The 25,421-nt window shown below is 74.8% G+C and carries 17 protein-coding genes; 13 read left to right on the top strand and 4 right to left on the bottom strand.

What is annotated here, in order from left to right:
* Window positions 1-8: 8 nt before the first annotated feature.
* The gene (locus LRS74_RS18890) at window positions 9-3,137 is read left to right on the top strand and encodes an FAD-linked oxidase C-terminal domain-containing protein (protein WP_277742096.1); all 3,129 of its coding nucleotides are present in this window, start codon (window positions 9-11) and stop codon (window positions 3,135-3,137) included.
* Window positions 3,138-3,188: 51 nt separating this feature from the next.
* Here LRS74_RS18890 and LRS74_RS18895 read toward each other — a convergent pair whose 3' ends face one another.
* Window positions 3,189-4,082, bottom strand: a complete 894-nt coding sequence (locus tag LRS74_RS18895; protein ID WP_277742097.1) for an ABC transporter permease — start codon at window positions 4,080-4,082, stop codon at window positions 3,189-3,191.
* Window positions 4,079-5,257 carry an ATP-binding cassette domain-containing protein gene (locus LRS74_RS18900; protein ID WP_277742098.1) on the bottom strand — a complete coding sequence of 393 codons (1,179 nt, stop codon included), beginning with the start codon at window positions 5,255-5,257 and terminating at the stop codon, window positions 4,079-4,081. Before LRS74_RS18900 ends, LRS74_RS18895 begins: the two co-directional genes overlap by 4 nt.
* 92 nt (window positions 5,258-5,349) lie before the next feature.
* Between LRS74_RS18900 and LRS74_RS18905 the strand changes: the two genes are divergently transcribed.
* The 9 genes from LRS74_RS18905 (at window position 5,350) to LRS74_RS18945 (ending at window position 17,295) form a co-directional block, all read left to right on the top strand.
* Entirely contained in the window at window positions 5,350-6,117 is a 768-nt protein-coding gene (locus tag LRS74_RS18905; protein ID WP_277742099.1) for a TetR/AcrR family transcriptional regulator, read from the top strand.
* Window positions 6,118-6,261: 144 nt separating this feature from the next.
* The gene (locus tag LRS74_RS18910) at window positions 6,262-7,068 is read left to right on the top strand and encodes a TIGR03084 family metal-binding protein (RefSeq protein ID WP_277742100.1); all 807 of its coding nucleotides are present in this window, start codon (window positions 6,262-6,264) and stop codon (window positions 7,066-7,068) included.
* Window positions 7,069-7,466: 398 nt separating this feature from the next.
* A complete protein-coding gene (locus tag LRS74_RS18915) occupies window positions 7,467-9,158 on the top strand; it encodes an acyclic terpene utilization AtuA family protein (RefSeq protein ID WP_277744819.1) in 1,692 nt (563 codons plus the stop codon).
* Window positions 9,155-10,753 (top strand): carboxyl transferase domain-containing protein, encoded by a 1,599-nt coding sequence (locus LRS74_RS18920; protein WP_277742101.1) that lies wholly within the window; start codon window positions 9,155-9,157, stop codon window positions 10,751-10,753. The genes LRS74_RS18915 and LRS74_RS18920 overlap by 4 nt, the downstream gene beginning before the upstream one ends.
* A gap of 9 nt (window positions 10,754-10,762) precedes the next feature.
* Entirely contained in the window at window positions 10,763-12,715 is a 1,953-nt protein-coding gene (locus tag LRS74_RS18925) for a biotin carboxylase N-terminal domain-containing protein (protein WP_277742102.1), read from the top strand.
* A 137-nt stretch (window positions 12,716-12,852) separates the two neighbouring features.
* The gene (locus LRS74_RS18930; RefSeq protein ID WP_277742103.1) at window positions 12,853-14,016 is read left to right on the top strand and encodes an acyl-CoA dehydrogenase family protein; all 1,164 of its coding nucleotides are present in this window, start codon (window positions 12,853-12,855) and stop codon (window positions 14,014-14,016) included.
* A gap of 128 nt (window positions 14,017-14,144) precedes the next feature.
* Entirely contained in the window at window positions 14,145-15,803 is a 1,659-nt protein-coding gene (locus LRS74_RS18935) for an AMP-binding protein (protein ID WP_277742104.1), read from the top strand.
* 80 nt (window positions 15,804-15,883) lie between these two features.
* The gene (locus LRS74_RS18940; protein WP_277742105.1) at window positions 15,884-16,663 is read left to right on the top strand and encodes an enoyl-CoA hydratase family protein; all 780 of its coding nucleotides are present in this window, start codon (window positions 15,884-15,886) and stop codon (window positions 16,661-16,663) included.
* Window positions 16,648-17,295, top strand: a complete 648-nt coding sequence (locus LRS74_RS18945) for a TetR/AcrR family transcriptional regulator (RefSeq protein WP_277742106.1) — start codon at window positions 16,648-16,650, stop codon at window positions 17,293-17,295. Before LRS74_RS18940 ends, LRS74_RS18945 begins: the two co-directional genes overlap by 16 nt.
* A gap of 769 nt (window positions 17,296-18,064) precedes the next feature.
* Here the strand turns inward: LRS74_RS18945 and LRS74_RS18950 are convergent.
* The gene (locus LRS74_RS18950) at window positions 18,065-19,165 is read right to left on the bottom strand and encodes a citrate synthase 2 (RefSeq protein ID WP_277742107.1); all 1,101 of its coding nucleotides are present in this window, start codon (window positions 19,163-19,165) and stop codon (window positions 18,065-18,067) included.
* Between the two features lie 449 nt (window positions 19,166-19,614).
* On the opposite strand from LRS74_RS18950, the gene pdxH reads away from it, so the two are divergent.
* Window positions 19,615-20,253, top strand: a complete 639-nt coding sequence (gene pdxH / locus LRS74_RS18955) for a pyridoxamine 5'-phosphate oxidase (RefSeq protein WP_277744820.1) — start codon at window positions 19,615-19,617, stop codon at window positions 20,251-20,253.
* 636 nt (window positions 20,254-20,889) lie between these two features.
* Entirely contained in the window at window positions 20,890-22,419 is a 1,530-nt protein-coding gene (locus LRS74_RS18960; RefSeq protein WP_277744821.1) for a PAS domain-containing protein, read from the top strand.
* Between the two features lie 82 nt (window positions 22,420-22,501).
* On the opposite strand, the gene LRS74_RS18965 is transcribed toward LRS74_RS18960, so the two are convergent.
* Complete coding sequence (locus tag LRS74_RS18965; RefSeq protein ID WP_277742108.1) at window positions 22,502-23,257, bottom strand: SIS domain-containing protein; 756 nt, start codon at window positions 23,255-23,257, stop codon at window positions 22,502-22,504.
* A gap of 170 nt (window positions 23,258-23,427) precedes the next feature.
* Between LRS74_RS18965 and LRS74_RS18970 the strand changes: the two genes are divergently transcribed.
* Window positions 23,428-24,120 carry a metal-dependent transcriptional regulator gene (locus LRS74_RS18970; RefSeq protein ID WP_277742109.1) on the top strand — a complete coding sequence of 231 codons (693 nt, stop codon included), beginning with the start codon at window positions 23,428-23,430 and terminating at the stop codon, window positions 24,118-24,120.
* The last annotated feature ends 1,301 nt before the right edge of the window (window positions 24,121-25,421 follow it).

Raw genomic sequence — 25,421 nt, forward strand, 5'->3', positions numbered from 1 at the left:
TGGGACCCATGGCGGATCACGGTGGTCTCAACGATCGCGACGATCGCGGGAAACGTGGGGAGAGCGGGGAGCGTGAGGCGCGCGCGGAGCGCGCGGGGCACGGCCCCGACAGCGATCCGCCTCATGAGCCGCCCCCTGAGCGGTCCTGGGAGCGGCCCCGGGAGCGGCCCCGGGAGCCGGTGCCCCCGCCGACCCGCGGGCCGGGGCCCGCGCCGACCCGGGGACCGACCCGCGGGCCGGGGCCCGAGCCGGCGCCCGAGGCGATCCGTGAGCTGAGTCGGGCGCTGCGTCAGGTCGTCCACGGCGAGGTCGAGTTCGATCCGTCCAGCCGGGCGCTGATGACCATGGACGCCTCCAACTACCGTCGGGTGCCCGTCGGAGTCGTCGCGCCGCGCGACGCCGACGACGTCGCCGCGGCGCTCGCCGTCTGCCGGGAGCACGGGACGCCGGTGGTGGCGCGCGGCGCCGGGACCTCGATCGCCGGGCAGGCCACCGGCACCGGGGTGGTGCTGGACTTCACCCGGCACATGCGCCGCCTGCTGTCCCTCGACCCCGCCGCACACACCGCGGTCGTCCAGCCCGGGGTGGTGCTGGACGAGCTGCGCGCGGCGGCCGCCGGCCACGGGCTGACCTTCGGCCCGGACCCCTCGACGCACAGCCGCTGCACCCTCGGCGGGATGATCGGCAACAACGCCTGCGGCGCGCACTCGGTGGCCTGGGGCACCACCGCCGACAACGTCCTCGCGCTGGAGGTGATCGACGGAGCGGGTGCGGTGCTGCGGCTCGCCCGCGGCCGGGAGGCGTGGGACGCCCTGCCGGCGCGGCTCCGCGACGGGCTGCGCGCCCTGGTCGACGGCGACCTCGCCCTGCTGCGCACCGGCTTCCCCGACCTCCCGCGCCGCATCTCCGGCTATGCGCTGGACGCGCTGCTGCCCGAGCGCGGCCCCGACCCGGCCCGCGCCTTCACCGGCAGCGAGGGCACGCTGGCGGTGTTGACGGAGGCGACCGTGCGGCTGGTCCCGGCGCCCGCCCACCGCGCGCTGGCGGTGCTCGGATACGCCGACGAGAGCGCCGCCGCCGACGCCGCGCACACCCTGCTGCCGTACGGCCCGCTGACCGTGGAGGGCATGGCCGCCGACCTGGTCGGGGCCGCCGCCCCCGAGGGAGCGCCGGCCCGGATCGGCCCGCCCGGCGGCCGCCCCGCCCTGCCGCGCGGCGGTGCCTGGCTCTTCGTGGAGGTCGGCGGGGAGAGCGCCGCCGAGGCGCGGGCGCGCGCCGAGGAGCTGGTGCGCGGCGCCGCCGCCGGCACCACCGGCAGCGCCGTCCTCACCGACCCGGCCGCGCGTCGCGCGCTGTGGCGGGTGCGCGAGGACGCCGCCGGCACCGCGACCCGGATGCCCGACGGCAGCGAGGCGTGGCCCGGCTGGGAGGACTGCGCGGTGCCGCCCGCCCGGCTCGGCGGCTATCTGCGGGACTTCCGCGCCCTGCTGTCCCAGCACGGACTGCGCGGCACGCCGTACGGGCACTTCGGCGACGGCTGCATCCACGCCCGCATCGACTTCGACCTGCTGGGCGCCGAGGGCGTGCGGCGCTTCCGCGCCTTCTCCACCGACCTGGCCGACCTGGTCGTCGCGCACGGCGGCTCGCTGTCCGGGGAGCACGGCGACGGGCTGGCCCGCGCGGAGCTGCTGCCGCGGATGTACGGGGCCCCGATGGTCGCCCTCTTCGAGCGGTTCAAGGACCTGTGGGACCCGGCCGGCCTGCTCAACCCCGGCGTCCTGGCCCGCCCCCGCCCGCTCGACGCGAACCTGCGCTTCGCGGTGCTGCCCACCCGCCCGGTGGACGTCGCCTTCGGCTATCCGCAGGACGGCGGCGACTTCGCGGCCGCGGTGCGTCGCTGCGTGGGCGTGGCCAAGTGCCGTACGACGACGGCCGTGGCGGGCGGCGGGGTGATGTGCCCCTCGTACCGCGCGACCCGCGAGGAGCGGCACTCCACCCGCGGCCGCGCCCGGCTGCTGCACGAGATGCTGGCGGGCGAGGTGGTGACGGACGGCTGGCGCTCGCCCGAGGTGCGCGAGGCGCTCGACCTGTGCCTGGCCTGCAAGGGTTGCCGCAGCGACTGCCCGGTCGGCGTCGACATGGCCACCTACAAGGCGGAGTTCCTGCACCACCACTACGCGGGCCGGCTCCGGCCCGCCGCCCACTACACGATGGGCCGGCTGCCCCGGTGGCTGCGGGCCGCCGCAGCGCTGCGGGCGGCTCCGGTCCTCAACGGGCTGGCGCGCACGCCGCTTTCGGCCGTGGCCAGGCGGCTGGGCGGCATCGCCCCGGAGCGGGACCTCCCCGAGCTGCCGCCGGAGCCCTTCACCCGCTGGCTCGCCCGCCGGGACCGGGAGCGCTACGGCAAGAGCACCCGGATCTACTCCACCAGCGAGACCGTCCTGCTGTGGCCGGACACCTTCACCAACCACCTGTCCCCGTCGGTCGGCCGGGCCGCCGTACGGGTCTTCGAGGCCGCCGGACGGCACGTCGTGCTGCCCCTGCCCACCCCCAAGCCGGTGTGCTGCGGCCTGACGTACGTCTCGACCGGCCAGCTCGACCGGGCCCGCGCGGTGATGCGACGCACCCTGGACCGCGTCAGCCCCTTCCTCGGGACGCCGCTGACCGTGCTGGAACCCAGCTGCGCGGCCACCCTCCGCACCGACCTGCCCGAACTGCTCCCCGACGACCCGCGCGCCGCCGAACTGGCCGCCTCGGTGCGGACCTTCGCGCAGACCCTGGAGGAGTCCGCGCCCGACTGGGAGCCGCCGCGCCTCGACCGGCCGGTCGTCGGCCAGACCCACTGCCACCAGCACGCCGTTCTCGGCGACGCCGCGGAGCGCCGGCTGCGCGAGCGGGTGGGGCTGACCGGCGAGCTCAGCGGCGGCTGCTGCGGGCTGGCCGGCAACTTCGGCTTCGAGCGCGGCCACTACGAGGTCTCGGTCGCCTGCGCCGAGGAGGCGCTGCTGCCCTCGGTGCGGGCCGCGCCGCCCGACGCCGCCGTCCTCGCCGACGGCTTCTCCTGCCGCACCCAGCTCGACCAGCTCGCGGGGCGGCGGGCGCGTCACCTGGCGGAGGTGCTGGCGGAGGCGCTGTAGGGAGCGCGGGGCGGGCCCGGGGTGTCCGGGCCCGCCCCGGCGCGCGGTCGCTCAGCTGCTCAGCCGCTGGAACCTCCGTACCGCCAGCGGCAGGAAGACGACGGTGAGCGCGAGCGGCCAGACCACCGACATCAGCAGCGCGTGCTGCTCCACCCAGCTGTCGCCGCCCGGCAGCGGGTTGCCGAAGAGGTCCCGGATGGCGTTGGCGGTGGAGGAGACCGGGTTCCACAGGGCGATGGCGCCCAGCCAGTCCGGCATCATCGAGGGCGGGGTGAAGACGCTGGAGATCATCCCGAAGGGGAGGGCGACGGCGAAGAGGTTCCCCGCGGTCTCCTGGTTGGGGACCAGCAGACCGAGCAGAACGCCCACCCAGATCAGGGAGAAGCGGAGCAGCAGCAGGAGCGCGAAGCCGGCGAGGGTGGCGAGCGGGCCGTTGCCGGGGCGCCAGCCGATGGCGAGCGCGATCGCCGTCATCACCAGGAGGTCGACGGCCGCGCCGATCACGTCGGAGACGCCGCGCCCGCTGACCACCGCCGACGGCGCCATCGGCATGGAGCGGAAGCGGTCCATGACCCCGCGCTCCTTGGCCACCGCGATCATGACGGCCGTGGTCATGAAGCCGTTGGCCATCGTCATGGCGAACATGCCGGGCAGGGCGTAGTCCTCGTAGTCGGCGCCGTCGCCCACCTTCATGGCGCTGCCGAAGACATAGACGAACAGCAGCACCGAGACCACCGGGACGCCCAGTTGCCAGGCGATGTTGGCCGGCTGCCGGACCAGGTGGGTGAGCTCGGTGCGGACGATGGTCAGGCAGTCCGTCACCGCCCAGTAGGCGCGGCGTCGGAGCGTCTCCTCGGCCGGGTCCGGGGCGGCCAGGCGTCGGATCTCCTCGTCCCGCGCCGCGGCGACCTGGGGTTCCGTGTCCTCGATCTCCATGGTGCTCATGCGGCCACCTCCGCGTCCCGCGCCGTCGTGCCCCGATTCCCGGTCTTCCGTGTCGCCGTCTGCCGGCCCGCGGCGTCGCCGCCCGTGGTGTCCTGGCCCGCGGTTTCGCCGTCCGGGGCGTCGTCGGCCGTGGTGCCCTCGCCCGCGGCGCCGCCGTTCGCAGCGCCGCCGTTCGTGGTGTCCCGGCCCGTCGTGTCGCCGTCCGCCCTGTCCTGGTCCGTCCGTTTGCCGGTCAGCCGCAGGAACACCTCGTCCAGCGTCGGTCGCCGCAGCGCGATGTCCTCGACGGCGATCCGCTCGTCCCGCAGCGTCCGGGCGACCTCGGTCAGCGCGGCCACCCGGTCGGCCACCGGAGCCGTGACCCGCCGGTTCTCGTGGTCGGCGGAGGGCCGGGCGGCCCCGTCCGCCGCCACCCGGGCCACCGTCCGGAGCGCCTTCGGCACATCGGCGGGGTCCCGCACCACGACCTCGATCTGGTCGCCGCCGATCGCCTGCTTGAGTCCGTCCGGGGTGTCGTCGGCGATCTTCCGGCCGCGGTCGAGAACCGCGATCCGGTCCGCCAGCTGATCGGCCTCGTCCAGGTACTGCGTGGTGAGCAGCACCGTGGTGCCGCCCGCGACCAGTGAACGCACCGCCTCCCACACCTCGTTGCGGGCGCGTGGGTCGAGCCCGGTGGTCGGCTCGTCGAGGAAGAGCACCTGAGGGGCGAGGATCATGCTCGCGGCCAGGTCGAGTCGGCGGCGCATGCCGCCGCTGTACTCCTTGGCGCCCTTGTCGGCGGCGTCCGTGAGCGAGAACCGCTCCAGCAGCTCGTCCGCGCGCCGCCGGGCCTGCCGCTTGTCCAGGTGGAACAGCCGCCCGAACATCGTCAGGTTCTGCCGCCCGGTCATGAGCTCGTCGACCGCCGGGTGCTGCCCCGTCAGCCCGATGCTCCGGCGCACCTGCCGCGGCTGGCGCGCGACGTCGAACCCCGCCACCACGGCGCGCCCGCCGTCCGGCCGCAGCAGCGTGGCCAGGATCCGCACCGCCGTGGTCTTGCCCGCGCCGTTGGGCCCGAGCAGCCCGCAGACCGTGCCGTGCGGGACGTCGAGGTCGAAGCCGTCGAGCGCCGCCCGGTCTCCGTACCGCTTCAGCAGTCCTTCGGTGAGAACCGCGCTGTCGTTCCTCGGGGCCACCCGGCCACCCCCATAACTGAGTACGGTGTATGCAGATCGCTCGCAGCGTACACCGTACTCAGTTGTCGGGCCAGGGTTACGATGACCGGGAGATGACCACCGAACACAGCGGAAGCGGCGATGTGTCCCGCAGCCTGGAGCTGCTCTGGGGCACCGGAGAGCGAGCCACCCGCGGCCCCAAGCCCGGGCTCGACCTGTCCCGGATCGTGGCCACCGCCGTGCGGATCGCCGACGCGGAGGGCCTGGCCGCCGTCTCCATGCGCCGGCTCTCCACCGAGCTCGGCGTCGGCACGATGTCGCTCTACCGCTACATCCCCGGCAAGGCCGAGCTGCTCGATCTGATGATCGACCACGTCAACGGGGTCGGCGCCGGGTCCGAGGGGGTGCCGCAGGGCTGGCGCGCCACGATGGAGCACGTGGCGCGCGGCATCTGGGACCTCTACCACCGCCACCCCTGGCTGATCCACGTCGACCAGGGCCGTCCCATCCTCGGCCCCAACGCCATGGACGGGCTGGAGTTCGCCATGCGCGGCCTGGACGGGATCGGGCTCGGCGACCGCGAGATGATCAATGTGCTCGTGGTCATCGACGGCTTCGTCAGCGGCGTCGCCCGCAGCTTCCTCAACGCGGCGATGGCGGAGCAGCGGACCGGTGTCAGCACCGAGGAGTTCTGGAGCGCCCAGGCGCCGGTGCTGGAGAAGGCCGTCACCTCCGGGCGCTATCCGGTCCAGGCCAGGATGACGATGGACGCCTTCGCCGGCACCGGCGAGGAGGTCTTCGAGCTGGGGCTGCGCAGCCTGCTCGACGGCCTGGAGGGGGTCATCGCCGGTCGGGCGGAGGGCGGACGGCGCGACGCCTGAGCGCGCCCGCACCCTCGACTCCCCCTCGAACGGGCGGAGTTCACGCGGCCGAAAATCATGCAAGCACGCTTGATTGTTTCCCGTTCCGGTGCCACCCTCGGCTCCCGGTGAGGTCCGCGCAAGGCCCTACGAGGGGAGCGAGCGTTGTCCCAGGCGCATGTCGTACTCGGTGATCTCCGGGACGAGAGCGAGGAGTTGGAGGCTCTCGTGGTGGCGGCCGGGGAGGAGGCGTGGACCACGGCGACCCCCGCCCCCGGCTGGACCGTCGCCCACCAGATCGCCCACCTCGTCTGGACCGACGAACGGGCCGTGCAGTCGGTGACCGACCCGGACGGGTTCGCGCGGGACGCCGCGGAGGGGCTCGCCGTGGCCGACGTCTTCGTGGACCGGGCGGCCCGGGAGATCGCCCAGGCGAGCCCGGCCGAGCTGCTGCGACGCTGGCGGGCGAGCCGGTCCCGGGTCCAGGAGACGCTGGCCCGGGTGGCGCCGGGCGTCCGGCTGCCGTGGTACGGGCCGCCGCTGAGCGCGGCGGGGATGGCCACCGGCCGGATGATGGAGACCTGGGCGCACGGCGAGGACATCGCGGACGCGCTGGGCGTACGCCGCGCGCCGACCGGGCGGCTGCGGCATGTGGCGCGGATCGGGGTGCGCGCCCGGGACCACGCCTTCACCACGCGCGGACTCACCCCGCCCGCCGAGGAGTTCCGGGTCGAACTCGTCGCTCCCGACGGGGAGCTGTGGGTGTACGGCCCCGAGGACGCCCGCCAGCGGGTCACCGGCCCCGCCCTGGACTTCTGCCTCCTCGCGGTCCAGCGCGCCCACCGCGCCGACCTGGCGCTGCGCGCCGAAGGGCCCGACGCCGAACGGTGGTTGGACATCGCCCAGGCGTTCGCCGGCCCCTCGGGCGAGGGCCGGGCGCCCTCTGGTGCCGCGCCCGGGACCCCGGCGTGAGCTGGTCGCGGTCGTCGCGGTCTTCGTGGTCGGGGAACCCCGACGCGGGGTCCGAGCCGGGGCGGGCGGGGGGAGCGGCGGGATCCACGGACCCCGGGCCGGCCGCGCGGCGCGCCTCGCGGCCGGCGCCGCCCGCGGGCGCGCCGAAGTCCCCGGACCCCGGGCCCGCGGGGCGGAGCGTCCCCCGGGCGGGCGGCGTCTTCGAGCGGGGCCCGAAGGCGCCGCGGTTATCGAGCGGCCCGCCGCCCGCGGGTCCCGGGCGCCCGCCCCGGGGCGCGCCGCCGTCGCGGGACGCCTCACCGCCGTACGCGCGACCGCCGGTCGCCGGTGAGCCGGCGTACGGGACCTCGCCCGCGGAGGGGCCCTCCTCACAGGGGCCGGCGGACGCCCCCGGCCCGCTGCGGATCGGCAACGCCTCCGGCTTCTACGGCGACCGCTTCGACGCGCTGCGCGAGATGCTCACCGGCGGCCCGCTCGACGTGCTGACCGGGGACTACCTCGCCGAACTGACCATGCTCATCCTCGGCCGAGACCGGCTGAAGGACCCGTCCCGCGGCTATGCGACCACCTTCCTCGGGCAGTTGGAGGAGGGGCTGGGGCTCGCCGTGGAGCGCGGGGTGCGGATCGTCGCCAACGCGGGCGGCCTCAACCCGGCCGGACTGGCCGAGGCGGTGCGCGCGCTGGCCGACCGGCTCGGCATCCCGGTGCGGGTCGCGCACGTCGAGGGCGACGACCTGCTGGCACGGGGCGGCTGGGGGCAGGGCGTGCTGAGCGCCCACGCCTATCTGGGCGGGGCCGGGATCGCGGCCTGTCTCCGGGCCGGGGCGGACATCGTGGTGACCGGCCGGGTCACCGACGCGGCGCTCGTCACCGGCCCCGCCGCCGCGCACTTCGGCTGGGCGCCGGACGACTGGCACGCCCTGGCGGGCGCGGTCGTCGCCGGGCACGTGCTGGAGTGCGGAGCCCAGGCCACCGGCGGCAACTACGCCTTCTTCCGGGAACACCTCCCGGAGCACGACCTCCGCCGCCCCGGCTTCCCGCTCGCCGAGCTGTACGCCGACGGCTCGGCGATCATCACCAAACACCCCGGCACCGGCGGCGCGGTCACCGTCGGCACCGTCACCGCCCAACTGCTCTACGAGACGTCCGGCGCGCGCTACGCCGGGCCGGACGTCACCGCCCGGCTGGACACCGTGCGGCTGACCCGGCAGGGCCCCGACCGGGTGCGCGTCGACGGGGCGCGCGGCGAGCCCCCGCCCCCGGAGCTCAAGGTCGGGCTCAACCGGCTCGGCGGCTGGCGCAACGAGGTCACCTTCGTGCTGACCGGCCTGGACATCGAGGCGAAGGCGGCGCTCGTGCGAGCGCAGATGGACGACGCCCTGTCCCGCCGCCCGCCCGCCGAGACGAGCTGGACCCTGGCCCGCACCGACCACCCCGACGCGGCCGTGCAGGAGGAGGCGTCCGCGCTGCTGCGGCTGGTCGTCCGCGACCCGGACCCGGACGCGGTGGGGCGGGCCGTCAGCGGCGCCGCCGTGGAGCTGGCCCTCTCCGGCTACCCCGGCTTCCACCTCACCGCCCCGCCCGGCAAGGGCGCCCCGTACGGGGTCTTCGAGGCCGCGTACGTCGAGGCCGGCGCCGTGCCGCACACCGCGGTGCTGCCGGACGGGGAGCGCGTCGCCGTCGCCCCGGCCCCCGACCACCGGCCGCTGCTCGCCGTCGACGAGCCGCCGCTTCCCCCGCCGCTGCCGCCCGGGCCCAGCCGCCGCGCCCCGCTCGGCCTGGTCGCCGGGGCGCGCAGCGGTGACAAGGGCGGCTCGGCCAACGTGGGCGTCTGGGTCCGCGACGAGGACGCCTGGCGCTGGCTGGCGCACACCCTCACCGTGGACCGCTTCCGCGCGCTGCTGCCGGAGACGGCACCCTTCGCCGTCGTCCGTCATGTGCTGCCGAACCTCCGGGCGCTGAACTTCACCGTCGACGGGCTGCTGGGCGACGGCGTCGCCGCACAGGCCCGCTTCGACCCGCAGGCCAAGGCCGTGGGGGAGTGGCTGCGCTCCCGCCACCTGGAGATACCGGAGGTGCTGCTGCCATGACCGTCCTGGTCTCCGCGCTGGACCCGGCGAGCCCCGACCACGCCGCCCGCCGCGCCGCGATGCTCGACCGGCTCGCCGAGATCGACGCCGAGCACGCCAAGGCGCTCGCCGGGGGCGGCGAGAAGTACACGACCCGGCACCGGGAGCGCGGCAAGCTGCTGGCCCGCGAGCGGATCGAGCTGCTGCTGGACCCCGACACCCCGTTCCTGGAGCTGTCGCCGCTCGCCGCCTGGGGCAGCGACCACCCCGTCGGCGCCTCCGTCGTCACCGGCGTCGGCACCGTCGAGGGCGTCGAGTGCCTGATCACCGCCAACGACCCGACGGTGCGCGGCGGCGCCAGCAACCCCTGGACGCTGAAGAAGGTGCTGCGCGCCAACGAGATCGCCCGCGCCAACCGACTGCCGCTGATCAGCCTGGTCGAGTCCGGCGGCGCCGACCTGCCCTCCCAGAAGGAGATCTTCATCCCCGGCGGGGCGCTCTTCCGCGACCTCACCCGGCTCTCCGCCGCCGGCATCCCCACCCTGGCCGTCGTCTTCGGCAACTCCACCGCCGGCGGCGCCTACGTCCCCGGCATGTCCGACCACGTGATCATGGTCGCTGAGCGGGCCAAGGTCTTCCTCGGCGGCCCGCCGCTGGTGAGGATGGCCACCGGGGAGGAGAGCGACGACGAGTCGCTGGGCGGCGCGGAGATGCACGCCCGCACCTCCGGGCTGGCCGACTACTTCGCGCTGGACGAGCTCGACGCGCTGCGCCAGGCGCGCCGCGTCGTCGCCCGCCTCAACCGGCGCAAGGCGCACCCCGATCCGGGCCCGGCCGAGCCGCCGGCGTACGACCCGGAGGAGCTGCTGGGCATCGTGCCCGCCGACCTCAAGGCCCCCTTCGACCCGCGCGAGGTCATCGCCCGGATCGTCGACGGCTCGGACTTCGACGAGTTCAAACCGTTGTACGGGCCGAGCCTGACCACCGGCTGGGCGCGGCTGCACGGCTATCCGGTGGGCGTCCTCGCCAACGCGCAGGGCGTGCTGTTCAGCCAGGAGTCCCAGAAGGCCGCCCAGTTCATCCAGCTCGCCAACCAGCGCGACGTCCCGCTGGTCTTCCTGCACCACACCACCGGCTACATGGTCGGCAAGGAGTACGAGCAGGGCGGCATCATCAAGCACGGCGCGATGATGATCAACGCGGTGGCCAACTCCCGCGTCCCCCATCTGTCCGTCCTCATCGGCGCCTCCTACGGCGCCGGCCACTACGGCATGTGCGGCCGCGCCTTCGACCCCCGCTTCCTCTTCGCCTGGCCCAGCGCCAAGTCGGCCGTGATGGGGCCGCAGCAGCTCGCCGGGGTGCTGTCGATCGTCGCCCGCGCCTCCGCCGCCGCCAAGGGCCGACCGTACGACGAGGAGGCCGACGCCGGGCTGCGCGCCATGGTGGAGCGCCAGATCGAGTCCGAGTCGCTGCCGCTGTTCCTCTCCGGCCGGCTCTACGACGACGGGGTCATCGACCCCCGCGACACCCGCACCGTGCTGGGGCTGTGCCTGTCCGCGATCCACACCGCACCGGTCGAGGGCGCCCGCGGCGGCTTCGGCGTCTTCCGGATGTGAGGGACCATCGTGATCTCTTCCGTGCTCGTCGCCAACCGGGGCGAGATCGCCCGTCGGATCTTCCGCACCTGCCGCGAACTGGGCATCGCCACCGTCGCCGTCTACTCCGACCCGGACGCCGGGGCGCCGCACGTGCGGGAGGCCGACGCGGCGGTGCGGCTGCCGGGCGCCGCGGCCGCCGACACCTACCTCCGCGCCGACCTGCTGGTGAAGGCGGCGCTCGCGGCGGGCGCCGACGCCGTCCACCCCGGCTACGGATTCCTCTCCGAGAACGCGGAGTTCGCGCGGGCGGTGACCGCCGCCGGGCTGCGGTGGATCGGGCCGCCCGCCGAAGCGATCGAGGCCATGGCCTCCAAGACCCGCGCCAAGGAGCTCATGGCCCGGTGCGGGGTGCCGCTGCTCGCTCCGCTGGATCCGGAGCGGGTCACCGCCGAGCGGCTGCCGGTGCTGGTCAAGGCCGCGGCGGGCGGCGGCGGGCGCGGGATGCGCGTGGTGCGCGAGCTCGCGGCGCTGCCCGCGGAGGTCGCCTCCGCGGCCGCGGAGGCCGCGGCCGCCTTCGGGGACGGCGAGGTCTTCGTGGAGCCGTATGTGGAGCGCGGCCGCCATGTCGAGGTGCAGATCCTCGCCGACGCCGTCGGTACCACCTGGGCGCTGGGCACCCGTGACTGTTCTCTCCAGCGCCGCCACCAGAAGGTGATCGAGGAGGCCCCGGCGCCGGGGCTGGCCGAGGAGCTCCGCGAGACGCTGCACGGCGCGGCGGTGGCGGCGGCGCGCGCCATCGGCTACGTGGGCGCGGGCACCGTCGAGTTCCTGGTGACGGCCGACGGCCGGCCGTACTTCCTGGAGATGAACACCCGGCTCCAGGTCGAACACCCGGTGACCGAGGCGGTGTTCCGCCTCGACCTGGTGGCGCTGCAACTGCGGATCGCGGAGGGCGAACCGCTGCCCGCAACACCGCCGCCGCCCGCCGGGCACGCGGTGGAGGCGCGGCTGTACGCGGAGGACCCGGCGCGCGGGTGGGCGCCGCAGGCGGGGCCGTTGTACGCGTTCTCCGTGCCGGGTGGCTCGGCCGCGGCGCCACGGGTCGACGCCGGCTATGCCGACGGGGACGTGATCGGCACCCACTACGACCCGATGCTGGCCAAGGTCATCGTGTGGGCCCCCACCCGTGCCGAGGCGGTGCGCCGGCTCGCGCACGCCCTGGAGCGGGCCCGTATCCACGGCCCGGTCACCAACCGCGACCTCCTCGTCCGCTCGCTGCGTCACCCGGACTTCCTGGCCGCCCGGGTGGACACCGGCTTCTACGGCCGGCATCTGGCGGAGCTCACCGCCCCGGACGCCGACGACCGGCCGGTCCGGCTCGCGGCGCTGGCCGCCGCGCTGGCGGACGCCGCGGGGCGGGGACGCGCCGGCGGGCTCCCGGCCCGGCTCGGGGGCTGGCGGAACCTCCCCTCCCAGCCGCAGCGCAGGAGCTACCGCCATGAGCCGGGTGGGGATGGATACGAGGTCCGTTACCGCGTGACTCGTCAGGGGCCGGTCCCGGAGGACCTTCAGGGGGTGGCGGTGGTCGGCATCGCGTCCGACGGGGTCACCCTCGAAGTCGACGGCGTGGTACGGAACTTCCGGGTCTCGACCTACGGGGACCGGGTGTACGTGGACACCGCCACCGGCTCGTACGCCCTCACCGCCCTGCCCCGTTTCCCGGACCCCGAGGACCGCGTCGAGCCCGGCTCGCTGCTGGCGCCCATGCCGGGCGCCGTGGTGCGGATCGCGGAGGGGCTGGCCGAGGGGGATCGGGTGACGGCCGGGCAGCCGCTGCTGTGGCTGGAGGCCATGAAGATGGAACACAAGATCACCGCACCCGCCGACGGCGTCCTCGCCGCGCTGCACGCGACCCCCGGCCGGCAGGTCGAGGTCGGCGCGCTGCTGGCGGTGGTGGTGCCGGAGCGAGACGAGACGTGAGGCGCCGGGCCAGGGGAAAGAGTGCTCTGCCGACCCGTGTTGGGGCGATCCCCCGTGAATATACGGTCCAGGAGCCCTACCCCGGAGGCCCACGGCGCCGCCCCGCACAGCGTCACAGCAACCGAGGAGGAGCCACCGTGAGCATCAGCATCGGCATCACCGAGCACAACGACCTCCGCACCGCCGTCGCCGCCCTCGGCGCGCGCTACGGCCGCGACTACTTCCTCACCAGCACCCGCGAGGGCGGGCACACCGACGAACTGTGGGCCGAAGCCGGCAAGCTCGGCTTCATCGGCGTCAACCTGCCGGAGGCGTACGGCGGCGGGGGCGCGGGCATCGCCGAGCTGGCGATCGTCCTGGAGGAGCTGGGCACCGCCGGCTGCCCGCTGCTCCTTATGGTCGTCTCGCCCGCCATCTGCGGGACCGTGATCGCCCGCTACGGCACCGAGGAGCAGCGGCGGCGCTGGCTGCCGGGCATCGCCGACGGTCGCATCCGGATGGCCTTCGGCATCACCGAGCCGGACGCCGGCTCCAACGCGCACCGGATCACCACCACCGCCCGACGGGCCCCGGACGGCGGCTGGCTGCTCAGCGGCCGCAAGGTGTTCGTGTCCGGGGTGGACGCCGCCGACGCCACGATGATCGTCGGCCGTACCGCGGACGCCCGCACCGGCACCCTGAAGCCCTGCCTGTTCATCGTCCCGCGCCAGACCCCGGGCTTCTCCCACCACCGCATCCCGATGGAACTGACCGCTCCGGAGAAGCAGTTCGAGCTGGTCATGGACGAGGTGCGGCTCCCCGCGGACGCGCTGGTGGGCGACGAGGACGCGGGGCTGGACCAGCTCTTCGCCGGGCTCAACCCGGAGCGGGTCATGACGGCCGCCTTCGCCATCGGGCTGGGCCGCTACGCGCTGGGTCGGGCGGTGGAGTACGCCCGCACCCGCCAGGTGTGGAAGCAGCCCATCGGCGCCCACCAGGCCATCGCCCACCCGCTGGCGCAGGCCCACATCGACCTTGAGCTGGCCCGGCTGATGACGGAGAAGGCGGCCCGGCTCTTCGACGCGGGCGACGACGCGGGCGCGGGCGAGGCCGCCAACATGGCGAAGTACGCGGCGGCGGAGGCGGCGGTGAAAGCCGTCGACCAGGCCGTGCACACCCTCGGCGGCAACGGATTGACCACGGAGTTCGGCCTCGCCTCGCTGGTCACGGCGGCCCGGGTGACCCGGATCGCGCCGGTCAGCCGGGAGATGATCCTCAACTATGTGTCGCACCAGACGCTCGGGCTCCCCAAGTCGTACTGAGCGCATCGCGTCTGTCGAGTGTTGTCGAGTGCGCCGCTTGCGCGAAACGGCCGGGACGGTCCATACACAGCCTTACGAAAGCGCCGTATCCGTCGACCGTCGAACCGCCGACACCCGAGGAGCGAGCCATGGTGTTCCGGAGCGATTACCCCGCCGTCCCGCCCGTCGATGAACCCATCCACGACGCCGTACTCGGCCGCGCCGCCGAGTACGGCGAGCGACCCGCGCTGATCGACGGGCTGGACGGCACCGTCGTCAGCTACGCCCGGCTCGACCACGACACCCGCCGCCTCGCCGCCGCGCTCGCCGACGCCGGGGTGCGCAAGGGGGATGTGGTCGCGCTGCACAGTCCCAACTCCATCGTCTACCCGATGGTCTGCTACGGCGTCACCCGCACCGGCGCCGCGCTCACCCCCGTCCATCCTTTGGCCACCGCCGCCGAGTTCGCCGCGCAGCTGCGCGACTCGCGGGCGACATGGATCATCACGGTGGCCGCCCTGCTGGAGGTGGCCCGGCAGGCGGCCGAGCAGGTGGGCGGGGTACGGGAGATCTTCCTCTGCGACCGGGCGCCCGGCCACCGGTCGGTACGGGACATGCTGGAGTGCACCGCCCCGGAGCCGGTGGTGGAGATCGATCCGGGCGTGGACATCGCGGTGCTGCCCTACTCCTCGGGCACCACCGGAGTCCCCAAGGGAGTGATGCTCACCCATCGCAGCATCGCCACCAACCTCGCGCAGCTCGACGCCGTGATCCCCGCCGACCCCGACGACAGCCTGCTGGCCGTGCTGCCGTTCTTCCACATCTACGGACTGACGGCGCTGATGAACGCCCCGCTGCGCAACGGCAGCAGTGTGATCGTGCTGCCCCGCTTCGATCTGGAGCAGTTCCTCGGCGCCGTCGAGAAACACCGGGTGACCGCGCTGTACGTGGCCCCGCCCATCGTGCTGGCGCTCGCCAAGCACCCGGCCGTACCCCACCGCGACCTCTCCTCGCTGCGGTACGTGATGTGCTCGGCCGCGCCGCTGGACGCCGAACTGGCGGCTGCCTGCGCCCGCCGGCTGAACATGCCACGGGTCCTCCAGGCGTACGGCATGACCGAGCTGTCGCCGTGCTCGCACTGCGTGCCCCGGTACGCCGAGGAGGTGCCGCCCGGCACGGTCGGCAAGCTGCTGCCCGACACCGAGATGCGGATCGTCGCGGTGGACGGCGGCGGCCGCGAGCTGGGCGTCGGCGAGACCGGCGAACTCTGGATGCGCGGACCGCAGGTGATGAAGGGCTACCTGGGCCGCGCCTCCGAGACCGCCGCCATGGTGGACGCCGACGGCTGGCTGCACACCGGCGACGTCGGCCGGATCGACACGGAGGGGTGGGTGTACATCGTCGACCGGGTCAAGGAGCTGATCAAGTACAAGGGCTACCAGGTCGCCCCCGCCGAACTGGAGGCCGTCCTGCTCGGCCACGAGGACGTCGCCGACGCCGTCGTGGTCGGGGTGCCCGACGCCGACGGCAACGAGATCCCCAAGGCGTACGTCGTGCCCCGCCCCGGGGCCGAGATCGGCGAGGCCGAACTGATCACCTATGTCGCCGGGCAGGTGGCGCCGTACAAGAAGGTCCGTCGCGTGGAGTTCACCACCGTCGTCCCGCGCTCCGCCGCCGGCAAGATCCTGCGTCGCGAGCTGCGCGCCCGGGAGCGCGCGATAAGCGAGGTGACCTGTGATGTGACGGGCGACGCGCCCGGCGGGGTGACGAGCGACGCGCCCGGCGAGGGGAGCCCGATGGCTCCGTAAGCGCCGCCCGTCCCGCCGCCGGCGCGCCCGGTCGCGCCGGCGGTGCCCGTACCCACCCGAGAAGGGAGTCCGACCACCCCATGACCGACGCCCCGGCCCCGTCCCCCGACGCCGCCCCGACCCCGCTGGTGCGGACCACGCACGAGCGGGGGCTGACCACCCTCACCCTCGACTCGCCGCACAACCGCAACGCGCTCTCCGCCCGGCTGGTCGCCGAGCTGCGCGCGGCGCTGGCGGCGGCGGCCGAGGACCCGGGCACCCGCGCGGTGCTGCTCACCCACACCGGGAACACCTTCTGCGCCGGCGCCGACCTGCGAGAGCCCCGCCCCACCGGCCCGCTCGACCTGGTGGCGCTGCTGCGCGCCATCGTGGAGCTGCCCAAGCCGGTGGTGGCCCGGGTGACCGGGCACGTCCGGGCGGGCGGGCTGGGGCTGCTGGGCGCCTGCGACATCTCGGCGGCCGGGCCCGCCGCGAGCTTCGCCTTCACCGAGGCCCGGCTGGGGCTGGCCCCGGCGGTGATCTCGCTGCCCCTGCTGCCGCGCCTGGACGCCCGGGCCGCCGCCCGCTACTACCTCACCGGGGAGCGCTTCGACGCGGCGGAGGCGGCCCGTATCGGCCTCGTCACCCTCGCCGACGGCGACCCGGACCAGGCGCTGGCCCCGGTCCTGGACGGGCTCCGCCGCGGCTCCCCACAGGGCCTGGCCGCCTCCAAGCGGCTGACCACGGAGGGGGTGCTACGCGCCTTCGACCGGGACGCGGAGCGCTATGCCGAGCGGTCGGCGGAGCTCTTCGGCTCCGCCGAGGCGGGCGAGGGCATGCGGGCCTTCCTGGAACGGAGGGACCCGTGGTGGGCGGAGTGAGGGCCACCGCGCCGGGCGGCCGTACGGCGAGCCCGCCCAAACAGGACCGCAGCCGCGCCACCCGACGGCGGCTGCTGTCCGCGGCCGTGGCCTGCCTGGCCGAACACGGCTGGGCGGGCTCCACGGTCGCGGCGGTCGCCGAGCGGGCCGGAGTCTCCCGCGGGGCGGCGCAGCACCACTTCCCGACCCGCGAGGACCTCTTCACGGCGGCGGTGGAGCAGGTCGCGGAGGAACGGCAGGAGGCGCTCAAGGCCCTGGCCGCCAAGCTGCCGCCGGCCGGCTCCGTCGCCCGCACCCGCACCATCGTCGAGGCCCTCGTCGACCTCTACACCGGCCCGCTCTTCCGCGCCGCCCTCCAGCTGTGGGTCGCCGCCTCCCACGAGGAACAGCTCGCCGCCCGCGTCGCCGCCCTGGAGGCCCGGATCGGCCGCGAGACCCATCGCACGGCCCTGGAGCTCCTGGGCGCCGACGAGGGCGTCCCCGGCGTCCGCGAGACCGTCCAGGGCCTCCTGGACATGGCCCGCGGCCTCGGCCTCGCCAACCTCCTCACCGACGACACCCCCCGCCGCACCCGCGTCATCACCGAGTGGTCCCGCCTCCTGGACACCGCCCTACCCCCACCCCCACCCTGAGCAGCCAGCTCGCGACCGGGGACCCGCCTCAGCGCCGCGCGCTTCGCTCGGGGAGCGCGGGGCCGTGGGAGCGGTGGCACGCCCCCACATCCGACGGCGAGTAGCCCGGCGGTGGTGTCCGGCGGTGCCGAACAAGCCGCAACCGGCTGGGGGACGGGGGTGCGCCGCGCCGCGCGCCCCCGCGGTCGGGGGCGTGGGGGCGGTGGTACGCCCCCACATTCCGCCGCGACGGCGAGAAGCCCCACGGCGGTGTCCGGCGGTGCCGAACAAGCCGCAACCGGCTGGGGGACGGGGGTGCGCCGAGCGCCGCGCGTCCCGCTCGGGATGTGGGGGCGGTGGCACGCCCCCACATCTCGCCGCGACGGCGAGAAGCCCGGCGGCGGTGTCCGGCGGTGCCGAACAAGCCGCAACCGGCTGGGGGACGGGGGTGCGCCGAGCGCCGCGCGTCCCGCTCGGGGCGTGGGGGCGGTGGCACGCCCCCACATCTCGCCGCGACGGCGAGAAGCCCCACGGCGGTGTCCGGCGGTGCCGAAATGCCCGCAACCGGCGCGGGAACGGGCGTGGCTCTCGCTCGGGGGCGTGGGGGCGGTGGCACGCTCCCCCACATCCCGCCGCGACGGCGAGGAGCCCCACGGTGGTGTCCGGCGGTGCCGAACGACCGCAACCATCCCGCCGACCGGATCGGCACCCGCACTCGCGGGCAGACGCAACCCGCCCAGCCCGCCGCAGGCACCCGCAGGCAGGGGCACACGCCCCCCGACGTCGACCCCTAGCGGGAGGCGCCCCCGTAGCCGGCGATGTCGCGCGGGCTGCGCGCGCCCGGGCCCACGTAGCGGGCCGACGGCCGGACCAGTCGGCCCGTCCGCTTCTGCTCCAGGATGTGCGCGCTCCAACCGGCGGTGCGGGCGCAGGTGAACATCGAGGTGAACATGTGGGCGGGGACCTCGGCGAAGTCGAGCACGATGGCGGCCCAGAACTCCACGTTGGTGGCGAGCACCCGGTCCGGCCGCCGGTTGTGCAGCTCCTCGAGGGCGGCCCGCTCCAGGGCCTCGGCCACCTCGAAGCGCGGGGCGCCGAGCTCCTTGGCCGTGCGCCGCAGCACCCGGGCGCGCGGGTCCTCCGCGCGGTAGACGCGGTGGCCGAAGCCCATGAGCCGCTCGCCGCGGTCGAGGGCGCTCCTCACGTACGCGACCGCGTCGCCCGTGCGCTCGATCTCCTCGATCATGCCGAGCACGCGGGACGGCGCGCCGCCGTGCAGCGGGCCGGACATGGCGCCGACGGCGCCGGAGAGCGCGGCGGAGACATCGGCGCCGGTGGAGGCGATGACGCGGGCGGTGAAGGTGGACGCGTTCATGCCGTGCTCGGCGGCGGAGGTCCAGTAGGCGTCGACGGCGGCGACGTGCCGCGGGTCGGGCTCGCCGCGCCAGCGCCGCATGAACCGCTCCACCACGGTCTCGGCCTTGTCGATCTCCCGCTGGGGCACCATCGGCAGACCCTGCCCGCGGGCCGACTGGGCGACGTAGGAGAGCGCCATCACGGCGGCCCGTGCCAGGTCCTCGCGGGCCTGCTCGGCGTCGATGTCCAGGAGCGGTTTGAGGCCCCAGACGGGCGCCAGCATGGCGAGCGCGGACTGCACATCGACCCGGATGTCACCGGAGTGCACCGGGATGGGGAAGGGCTCGGCCGGCGGCAGACCGGGATCGAAGGCGCCGTCGACCAGCAGGCCCCACACGTTCCCGAAGGAGACGTGACCCACCAGGTCCTCGATGTCGACGCCCCGGTAGCGGAGCGCGCCGCCCTCCTTGTCGGGTTCGGCGATCTCCGTCTCGAACGCGATGACTCCTTCGAGCCCAGGCACGAAGTCGGACATCAGGCGGCTCCTCGTGATGTGGTCGACATGAAGCGGTCGACAGTCGACTAAAAGCGGCTCAATCGGCTTCTTGACGGGTGTACCCGGGTCTTGCGGTGCTTTTCGGTTACCCCGGTGATGCCCCGTGCGGGGAGGGGCTCATCCTGCCCCGGCGCACGGCGGCGGGAGCCGCACGGCCACAGTGGACCAGCACAAGATTTTGCGCGGTCGGGCAGCAGCGGGGAAGGGTGAGAAGCGGCACACCGTGCCATTTGGGCCGGAGGGGTTACGCGCGTCGGCCCCGAGGGAAGGCCGATACCGTCCCCTGTCGTCACCCGGGGATGCTGCAAGATAAGCGCGTGCCTCACGACGACTCCCACGACGTCCCCCGCCACGATTCTCCCGTCCCGCACGACTCCGCGCCCGACCGGCCCGACTCGCTCGCCGGCTACACGCTCGACCCGGCCGCGATGCGCAAGCACTACCGGACCGAGGGGCTGGCCGAGGCCGATCTGGCCGCCACCCCGTTCGAGGAGTTCACCCGCTGGTTCGCGCAGACGGTGCGCAGCGGGCTGCCGGAGCCGAACGCGATGGTCGTCTCGACGGCGGACGCGGCGGGCCGGCCCAGCTCTCGCACGGTGCTGATGAAGTCGTATGACGACCGCGGCTTCGTCTTCTACACCAACTACGACTCCCGCAAGGGCCGGGACCTGGCGGCGAACCCGTATGTCTCGCTGCTCTTCCCCTGGCACCCGCTGGCCCGCCAGGTGGTGGTGACGGGCGTGGCCGAGCGCACCGGGCGCGATGAGACGGCGGCCTACTTCCGCACCCGCCCGCACGGCTCCCAGCTGGGAGCGTGGGCCAGCCCGCAGTCCACGGTGATCGGCTCCAGGGAGGAGCTGGACCAGCTCTACGTGGACCTGGCGGACCGCTATCCGCCGGGCGAGCAGGTCCCGGTGCCGCCGCAGTGGGGCGGCTTCCGGGTGATCCCGGAGACGGTGGAGTTCTGGCAGGGACGAGAGAACCGGCTGCACGACCGACTCCGGTACGTGCGCGTCACGGGCGGCGAGGGCGACCAGGGCTGGCGCGTGGAGCGGCTCTGCCCGTAGCGGACCGCAGGGTCGGCGGCGGGGCCCATCAGGCGGGGCCCATCGCGCAGGGACCGTCGGGCAGGGCCCATCCGGCGGGGCCGGCCGCCGGGCCCGTTGGGCGCGGCTGGTTCGCCGTCGGCCGCCCGGCGGGGCCGCGCACGCAGACGACCCGCGAGCTCAGTCCCTCGCACCGGCTGGTGCGAGGGGCCGGCCGGACGTACCGGCGAGCCCGCGGGTCGGGTGACTGCTGGGAATTGGACCGGCGACTACCGCCGGTACCGCGCAAGAGCGCGACGACGGGCCGTCAGCCCGCAGCCACCTCACGCGTCCGGTTGCCATACATCTGCCGAACCACCTCCCTTCTCGTGTACCTCACACACTAGGAACCCCTCCGCGCCCGCACAACCGAATTTCTGGCGGGCAACGATTTCGGCGAACCCCGTGTGGCACGCGTCACGTTCGAGTTCAATAGCCCGACGTGCAGCAGATGCAGCCGCAGCCGCGGACCGCGCGTACAGCAGGGGGTGTCGGGTGACCGCTCCGCAACGTTCCGAACCCGCCCGGTCGAAGCCGACGACGGCACTGGCCGCGGAAGCGGCCCCGCCGCCACCGGAACCCGATCGCGGCGACCGCTCCGACCGCCCCGACTCCGTACTGCTCGCGGCCCTGCTCGACGGCATGGACGCCGCGCTCTGCGCCTTCGACGCGGAGGGCACGGTCACCCACTGGAACCGCGAGGCGGAGCGCATCCTGGGCTGGACCGCGGCCGAGGCGGTCGGCCGCCGGGGGATCACCGGGTGGGCGGCGCGGCCCGCCGACGCCCGCGAGGTGGAGGCGCGGCTGATGGGCGCGATGAGCGCCGCCGGCCGCCAGGTGCACGAGTTCGCACTGCTCACCAAGGAGGGCAACCGGGTCCTGGTGCGCACCCAGACGTCGGTCGTGCAGGGCCCGGGGGGCCGGCCGGCGGGGGTGTACTGCGCGTTCAGCGAGGTGCACGCCCAGATCGACCTGGAGCGTTCCATCGCGCTGAGCGAGACGCTGCTGGACGACGCCTCGTGGGGGGTGATCGTCGTCGACGCCGACCTGCGGCCGGCGGTGGTCAACGACCATGCCGCGCGGGCGCTGCGGACCGGCCGTACGGCGCTGCTCGGGCGCCCGCTGGGCGATGTCCTGGCGCAGGGCGTGGAGGAGGCGGAGAGCGCCCTCCAACACGTCCTGGCCGAGGGCACGCCGCCCGCGCCGGCCGAGATGTGGGTGACACTGCGTGCCAGGGGCGGCGGCGGGGACGCGGGCGAGAACGACGGCCCCGGGACGGGGACCGGCTCCGGTACCGGGGCCGGTTCCATGAGCGGGGAGCGCGAGCTGGAGCGCCGCTGCTGGCGCAGCGGGTTCCTGCGGCTGGCCTCACCGCTCGCCGAGGAGCCGGCGCCGCTCGGGGTGGCCTGGATCTTCGTGGACGTGACCGACGCCAAGCAGGCCGAGCAGGAGAGCTCGCGGTTGCGCTTCCGCAGCAACCAGCTGCACCGCGCGGCGCGCGCCGCCGCCGAGTGCGAGGACCCGGTGGAGGCGGCCACCGTGCAGTTGGACTTCGCGCTGGCGGGCTTCGCGGACCATGCGCTGATCGACCTGGTCTGGGAGCCGCCCGCCGTTCCGCCGGCTGTCGCGCGGCGCGGCGGGCCGGACGCCCCCGGCGCCTCCCCGACCGTCGGCGGGACGATGGACGGCGGCCTGGCCGGGCTGGCGGGCGGCGGCTCCGCCGGGCTGCCGGACCCCACCGGTCCGGTGCGGTTGGTGCGGACGGCCGCGACGCCCGCCGGCGCGAGCGGGCTGAGCCCCTGCCCCTGTCAGCCGGTGCTCTCGGGCGGCATTCCGGTCGCCTATATCGAGGGCCACCCGGCGCTCCAGGCCGCCGAGCGCTGCGGTTCGGTGCGGGCCAGCTCGGGGCGGATGGAGGGCGCCGCCGCCGCGCAGTGGGCGGCCACCCGCAAGTGGCCGGAGGGCACCGCGCACGGCCTGTGCTCGGTGCTCCGCAGCCGGGGCCGCACGCTGGGCGTGGCCACCTTCCTGCGCGGACCGAGCCGCCGCCCCTTCGACCGCTCGGACGCGGCGTACGCCGAGGACGTGTCCGTACGGGTGGCGGCCGCCCTGGACCTGGCGCGCCAGCTGGGCGGGCTGAGGAGCTGAGCGCCTGGGCCGCCGAGTGGCGGACCGGCGGCGGTGGGCGTGCCCCGGCGGGTGGGGCGCGCCTCCGCGGCAGCCGGGTCGGCTACCGCCGGTAGAAGATCCGGTCGGCGTACTCCGCCATGACCCGTCCGTTCCACTCGTGGCCGCCGTCCACGTTGCCGGAGCGGAGCATCGGCGGGTCGATGCCGCGCGCGGCGAGCTCGCCCGCCGCCGTCGCCACCACGGCCTGCATCAGCGCGCTGGTCACGACCGTGGAGGCGGGGCCGAAGGGAGAGCCGATCCCCTCGGCGGTCAGCTCGGCGTCGCCGAGCGGGATCTTGGTGTCGAGGACCAGGTCGCAGTGGTCCTTGAGGAAGGTTCCGGAGGAGTGCCGGGACGTGGTGCCGGTCGCGTACACCAGCGACGTCACGCCGATCACCTTCAGCCCGAGCGCCCGCGCGTTCCGCGCCATCTCCACGGGCAGCGTGTTGCGCCCGGAGAGCGAGATGATGATCAGCAGGTCGCCGGCCTCGACCGGGCTGGTGTCCAGCACGGCGCCCGCCAGCCCGTCCACCCGCTCCAGCGCGCTGCCGAGCGTGGCGGGTACGACATCGATGCCGACCACGCCGGGCACAGGGAGGAGATTCATCAGGGCCAGCCCGCCCGCGCGGTAGACGACATCCTGAGCGGGCAGCGAGGAGTGTCCGGCGCCGAAGGTGAACAGCCGGCCTCCGGCGACCACGGTGTCGGCGATCATCGCCCCCGCGGCGGCGATGCGCTCGGCCTCCTCGTCCCGGACCCGCTGGAGCAGGCCGATGGCCGCGTCGAAGTACTGCCCGGCCAACTTGGGGTCGCTCATCGGCGCGGTGCCCTTTCCGTCTCCGTGGGTGCGTACGCTGGGTGGCGCGGATCACGTTGCGGTCTGGACCATCCGTCTGTCAATACGGAGTGCCGCTCTGGACCCCGTTGTCGGTGGGATGCGTCAGAATTAACGGCAGGGCCACCGCACGACACCATCGAGGGGCACGCATGTCCGGACTCATCGACACGACGGAGATGTATCTCCGCACCATCCTCGAGCTGGAAGAGGAGGGTGTGGTCCCCATGCGGGCCCGCATCGCGGAGCGGCTCGACCAGAGTGGTCCGACGGTCAGCCAGACGGTGGCGCGGATGGAGCGCGACGGGCTGGTCCAAGTGGCCGGCGACCGCCATCTGGAGCTGACGGACGAGGGCCGCCGGCTGGCCACGCGCGTGATGCGCAAGCACCGGCTGGCCGAGTGCCTGCTGGTCGACGTCATCGGCCTGGAGTGGGAGCAGGTGCACGCCGAGGCGTGCCGTTGGGAGCACGTGATGAGCGAGGCGGTGGAGCGCCGCGTGCTGGAGCTGCTGCGCCACCCCACCGAGTCGCCGTACGGCAACCCGATCCCCGGCCTGGAGGAGCTCGGCGAGAAGGCCGAGGCCGACCCGTTCCTGGACGAGTCCATGGTCAGCCTCACCGAGCTGGACCCGGGCACCGAGGGCAAGACCGTGGTCGTGCGCCGCATCGGCGAGCCGATCCAGATGGACGCCCAGCTGATGTACACGCTGCGGCGCGCCGGCATCCAGCCCGGCTCGGTCGTCAGCGTGACGGAGTCCGCGGGCGGCGTGCTCGTGGGCAGCAGCGGCGAGTCGGCCGAGCTGGAGCCCGAGATCGCCTCCCACGTCTTCGTGGCCAAGCGCTAGCCGCCGTCTCACGGGTGCGGCTCTTACGGCCGCACGCTGCGGGGCGGCATTCTGCTCTACCGTGCGCGGGTTTCGTTTCGCGCCTGCGGCGCACTGCGGCCAGCGGTGGAGCGGAGGGGCGGGCCTGGCGCCGTGGCCGGCTGCTGCCGGGTGACCATCCCCGGCCGCGCCGGGCGCGGCGTATCCGTTCGCAGGATCGCTTGATGTAGCGCAAGTACTCCGGCAACCGATTCTGCGACGCACACTGCATCCGCGTGCCGGGCGCAGGAGGTGTCTCTTCGCAGGATTGCTTGATGCGGAGCAAGTACTCCGACAACCGATTCTGCGAGGGGTATCCGCGCCCGCGCCGCGAGACACGGGCTGTACGGGTGACGTGGCCTGACTTACCGGCCGTATGAGAGGAACACGGGCCTGAGCCGCGGCGGCTGGTCGTTCGTCGGCCAACCGGTCACCGGTCACCGGGGCGTCGGACGGCGACGGCGCCGCGGCCGCCTCCCTCCTTCCCGTTGGTGCCGCTGTGCGCCGTAGGCGCGAGACGAGAGCCGCGGTCGGCCGGGCCGAATGCCGCCCCGCGGCGCGCAGCCGCACGATGGCAGCCGCACGACTTCGCGGCCGCACGACCTCGCAGCCGCGGGGCCCGCGGAGCGGGGGCGCAGCGACGGGCAAGTTCACCCTATTCGGCCGAGTTTCCCCCGCGACCTGCGGCATCGGGGCGCCTACCGGGCGGAGTTGTCGGAAATCGAGCGGGCCGGGCCCGGGCGTGCCACTCTGTCGCTGACGCATATGCGTACGGACGCATAAGTGCGCGGACGCGCAGGGGGCGCGATGGGCCCATGGGGCGAGGCGGTGGGCGCGGCTGACACGGCGGGCGGGTTGCGAGGGTTCGCCGTGGCCGCCGGTGTCGGCGGCGTGCCGGCCGGGCGCGGGTCCCGGGCGGTCGGGCGAGGACGCATACGTGGGCGACGCGCCGGGAGTGCGGCGCGGCGGCCACTGGACGGCGGCAGCGGCCACGGCGGGCCCGCATGGCGCGGGGCCCCGGCGGCCTGCGCCGCCGGGGCCCCGCCTCCCCATGTCCCCCCACTTTTCCCCTCATTGCCTCCGGCGGCAGGGCCCGCTGTGCAGCGCACCCTCCCACCGGAGGCGGTGGCGACCCAAAGCCCCGAGCTCTCAGGGTCTGCCCTGGCGGACCCCCTTCCCCAAGTGGTCCGCCTCCCGCTCCTTGTCTCCCCATGGCGGAGGGGCCCAATCCTCTTAGCCGGTCACTCAAACGAGGGGTGTTACGCGCCAAAAGCCTTTGTTCG

This window comes from Streptomyces sp. LX-29 (assembly GCF_029541745.1).
GTDB lineage: Bacteria > Actinomycetota > Actinomycetes > Streptomycetales > Streptomycetaceae > Streptomyces.

Coding starts and splice junctions, on each gene's coding strand:
- LRS74_RS18935 (WP_277742104.1), top strand. CDS start 14,145: ATGGTGTTCCGGAGCGATTACCCCGCCGTCCCGCCCGTCGATGAACCC.
- LRS74_RS18950 (WP_277742107.1), bottom strand. CDS start 19,165: ATGTCCGACTTCGTGCCTGGGCTCGAAGGAGTCATCGCGTTCGAGACG.
- LRS74_RS18905 (WP_277742099.1), top strand. CDS start 5,350: ATGACCACCGAACACAGCGGAAGCGGCGATGTGTCCCGCAGCCTGGAG.
- LRS74_RS18895 (WP_277742097.1), bottom strand. CDS start 4,082: ATGAGCACCATGGAGATCGAGGACACGGAACCCCAGGTCGCCGCGGCG.
- LRS74_RS18965 (WP_277742108.1), bottom strand. CDS start 23,257: ATGAGCGACCCCAAGTTGGCCGGGCAGTACTTCGACGCGGCCATCGGC.
- LRS74_RS18920 (WP_277742101.1), top strand. CDS start 9,155: ATGACCGTCCTGGTCTCCGCGCTGGACCCGGCGAGCCCCGACCACGCC.
- LRS74_RS18940 (WP_277742105.1), top strand. CDS start 15,884: ATGACCGACGCCCCGGCCCCGTCCCCCGACGCCGCCCCGACCCCGCTG.
- LRS74_RS18970 (WP_277742109.1), top strand. CDS start 23,428: ATGTCCGGACTCATCGACACGACGGAGATGTATCTCCGCACCATCCTC.
- pdxH (WP_277744820.1), top strand. CDS start 19,615: ATGCGCAAGCACTACCGGACCGAGGGGCTGGCCGAGGCCGATCTGGCC.
- LRS74_RS18890 (WP_277742096.1), top strand. CDS start 9: ATGGCGGATCACGGTGGTCTCAACGATCGCGACGATCGCGGGAAACGT.